At 46.1% G+C, this 3283-nt stretch carries 3 protein-coding genes; all 3 read left to right on the top strand.

Going from position 1 to position 3283, the window contains the following annotated elements; genetic code table 11:
• The first annotated feature begins 215 nt into the window (after nt 1–215).
• Genes QZ135_RS24795 through QZ135_RS24805 form a run of 3 tightly spaced genes read left to right on the top strand, consistent with a single transcriptional unit; the run spans nt 216 to nt 3231 of the window.
• Nucleotides 216–458: a DUF4492 domain-containing protein gene (locus QZ135_RS24795; RefSeq protein WP_294615785.1), complete on the top strand. Its 243-nt coding sequence runs from the start codon at nt 216–218 to the stop codon at nt 456–458.
• Between the two features lie 50 nt (nt 459–508).
• Nucleotides 509–2059, top strand: a complete 1551-nt coding sequence (locus tag QZ135_RS24800; protein ID WP_294615787.1) for a cytochrome ubiquinol oxidase subunit I — start codon at nt 509–511, stop codon at nt 2057–2059.
• A 26-nt stretch (nt 2060–2085) separates the two neighbouring features.
• Complete coding sequence (locus tag QZ135_RS24805; protein ID WP_294615789.1) at nt 2086–3231, top strand: cytochrome d ubiquinol oxidase subunit II; 1146 nt, start codon at nt 2086–2088, stop codon at nt 3229–3231.
• Nucleotides 3232–3283: the final 52 nt, after the last annotated feature.

Below are 3283 nucleotides of genomic sequence, written 5' to 3' on the forward strand. Positions count from 1 at the left end.
ACGGATTTGAATCAGTTACGAGCTACAGGCTACAAGCTACAAGTGCCTTTCGGAACATAGCACAGCTACTTGTAGCTTGTAGCCTGTAGCTCGTAACTTTATTCCTTTCGGAGCGAAAATGAACTATAATTAGGTATATGGATTAACTTTTTTCCCATTTATTTGTTATATATGTATATAAGTTTTATATTTGTAATCATTATAATTTTGTTATTATGAAGAATACAGTACTTAGCATCTGGCGCTTTTACGTAGATGGCTTTCGCAGTATGACGTTGGGCCGCACATTGTGGTTTATCATCTTACTGAAGCTCTTTATCATGTTCGCTATTCTGCGTGTATTCTTCTTCCCGAACTTCTTGAATTCTGCTGCTACGGATGGCGACAAGGAAGGTTATGTCAGCAATGAACTTATAGAGCGTGCCATTGGTGAGCCTCCTCCTTCCACTCCTGATTAATTCCCTTTATAGCAAATAACTTATAACTCATAACTAATAACTTAATTCTTATGCTTGAGCACATAGACACTTCGTTGATTGACTGGTCGAGGGCACAATTTGCACTGACCGCTATCTATCACTGGATTTTTGTGCCCCTAACGCTGGGGCTGGCAGTCATCATGGGCATCATGGAGACAATGTATTACCGAACAGGTGAAGAGTTCTGGAAACGGACCGCTAAATTCTGGATGAAACTCTTTGGTATCAACTTTGCCGTGGGAGTGGCTACGGGATTGATTCTGGAATTTGAGTTCGGAACCAACTGGAGCAACTATTCCTGGTTTGTAGGAGACATTTTCGGTGCACCGCTTGCTATCGAGGGTATTTTGGCTTTCTTTATGGAGGCCACGTTCATCGCAGTGATGTTTTTCGGCTGGGACAAGGTGAGCAAACGTTTTCATTTGGCCTCTACCTGGCTGACGGGACTCGGTGCTACGATTTCTGCCTGGTGGATACTTGTTGCAAATGCCTGGATGCAGAATCCGGTAGGGATGGAGTTCAATCCGGCAGCAGGGCGCAATGAGATGGTGGACTTTGCCGCTGTGGCACTTTCGCCGGTGGCGGTGAACAAGTTCTTTCATACGGTACTGTCCGGTTGGGTGCTGGGTGCAGTGTTTGTTGTGGGGATAAGTTGCTGGTTCCTGCTGAAGAATCGCGATAAACGATTTGCTTTGTCGAGTATCAAGATAGCTGCTTGGGTAGGGCTGATTTCGGCTGTGCTCTCGGCATGGACGGGAGATGGTTCAGGCTACCAGGTGGCGCAGACTCAGCCGATGAAGTTGGCAGCTATGGAAGGATATTATGAGGGGCAGCAAGGTGCCGGATTGGTAGCAATCGGCATGCTGAACCCGGAAAAGGAAACATATAACGATGGTGTGAATCCTTTCTTGTTCAGGATAGAGATACCGAAGATGTTGTCGCTTCTGGCCGAACGGAAATCGGATGCTTTTGTGCCCGGCATTACGGACTTGATAGAGGGAGGGTATCAACAAAAAGATGGCACGATAGCCCTGTCCGCCGAAGAAAAGATAGAACGTGGAAAGACGGCGATTGCTGCATTCGGCGCCTATCGGGCCGCCATGGAGGCAGGCAATGAAGCGGAGATGAAAGTGGCTGAGCAGACACTGAAAGAGAACGTAGCTTATTTCGGTTATGGATATATCAAAGATGTGAACGACCTGGTGCCCAATGTACCGCTGACGTTCTATGCATTCCGTTTGATGGTGATATTGGGCGGATATTTCATACTCTTCTTTATTGTAGTGCTTATCCTTTCTTATAAGAAAGACCTCTCGAAAATGCGATGGATGCACTGGGTGGCCCTGCTGACTATTCCACTGGGTTACCTTGCCGGACAGGCAGGATGGGTCGTTGCAGAATGTGGGCGCCAACCATGGACAATACAGGACATGTTGCCTGTAAATGCTGCTATCTCTAAGTTGGATGTCGGCTCTGTGCAGACCACGTTCTTCATCTTCCTGATATTGTTCACCATCATGCTGATAGCCGAAATAGGTATCATGCTGAAAGCAATACGTAAGGGACCGGAGAATAATTAAAAATTAATAATTAAAAATTGAAGCTCATGACATACGCTTTTTTACAACAATATTGGTGGTTCGTGGTATCATTGCTGGGAGCCCTACTCGTATTCCTACTGTTTGTGCAGGGTGGTAATTCGCTTCTTTTCTGTCTGGGCAAGACGGAAGAGCACAAGAAGATGATGGTGAACTCTACGGGACGGAAATGGGAGTTCACGTTCACTACATTGGTGACATTTGGTGGAGCATTCTTTGCATCGTTTCCGTTGTTCTATAGCACCAGTTTCGGTGGGGCTTATTGGTTGTGGATGATTATTCTGTTCAGTTTTGTCTTGCAGGCGGTCAGCTATGAGTTCCAGAGCAAGGCTGGAAATCTGTTGGGTAAGAAAACATACAGGACATTCCTGGTGATTAATGGTGTGGTTGGTCCGGTGCTGCTGGGCGGGGCGGTGGCTACGTTCTTTACGGGGTCGGAGTTTTATGTCAATAAGAGTAGTATGGCGGATACGGTGATGCCGGTCATCAGTCATTGGGCGAATGGCTGGCATGGACTGGATGCATTGACTAATCTGTGGAATGTAGTGTTGGGACTGGCTGTGTTCTTCCTGGCTCGTATTCTGGGGGCTCTATACTTTATTAATAATATTGATGATAAAGACTTGGTGGCACGTAGCCGCCGTTCTCTGATTGGGAACTCTGGGTTGTTTCTGGTGTTCTTTCTGGCGTTCGTTATCCGGACGTTGCTGGCGGATGGCTATGCGGTTAATCCTGCTACAGGGGAGATATTTATGGAACCGTATAAGTATCTGACGAACTTTATAGAGATGCCGTTGGTATTGATAATCTTCCTTATCGGCGTGGTATTGGTACTCTTTGGCATTGGAAAGAGTTTGCTGAAAAAAACCTTTGATAAAGGTATATGGTTCACGGGTATAGGTACGGTGCTGGCTGTGCTTGCGTTGCTGCTCGTGGCAGGATACAATAATACAGCTTATTATCCGTCTACAAACGACCTTCAAAGCTCGTTGACGTTGGCAAACAGTTGTTCCAGTGAGTTTACTTTACGAGTGATGTTCTATGTTTCCTTCTTGGTTCCGTTTGTGCTGGCATATATCTTCTATGCATGGAGAAGCATTGATATACATAAGATTAACGAGAAGGAGATGAAGGATGGGGGACATGCGTATTGAGGATATATCGCGCGAAGCGCGATAAGTGACGAGCTACAAGCTACGAGTGACA

Origin of the sequence: uncultured Bacteroides sp. (assembly GCF_905207245.1) — a bacterium.
Lineage (GTDB): Bacteria > Bacteroidota > Bacteroidia > Bacteroidales > Bacteroidaceae > Bacteroides.

Coding starts and splice junctions, on each gene's coding strand:
- QZ135_RS24800 (WP_294615787.1), top strand. CDS start 509: ATGCTTGAGCACATAGACACTTCGTTGATTGACTGGTCGAGGGCACAA.
- QZ135_RS24795 (WP_294615785.1), top strand. CDS start 216: ATGAAGAATACAGTACTTAGCATCTGGCGCTTTTACGTAGATGGCTTT.
- QZ135_RS24805 (WP_294615789.1), top strand. CDS start 2,086: ATGACATACGCTTTTTTACAACAATATTGGTGGTTCGTGGTATCATTG.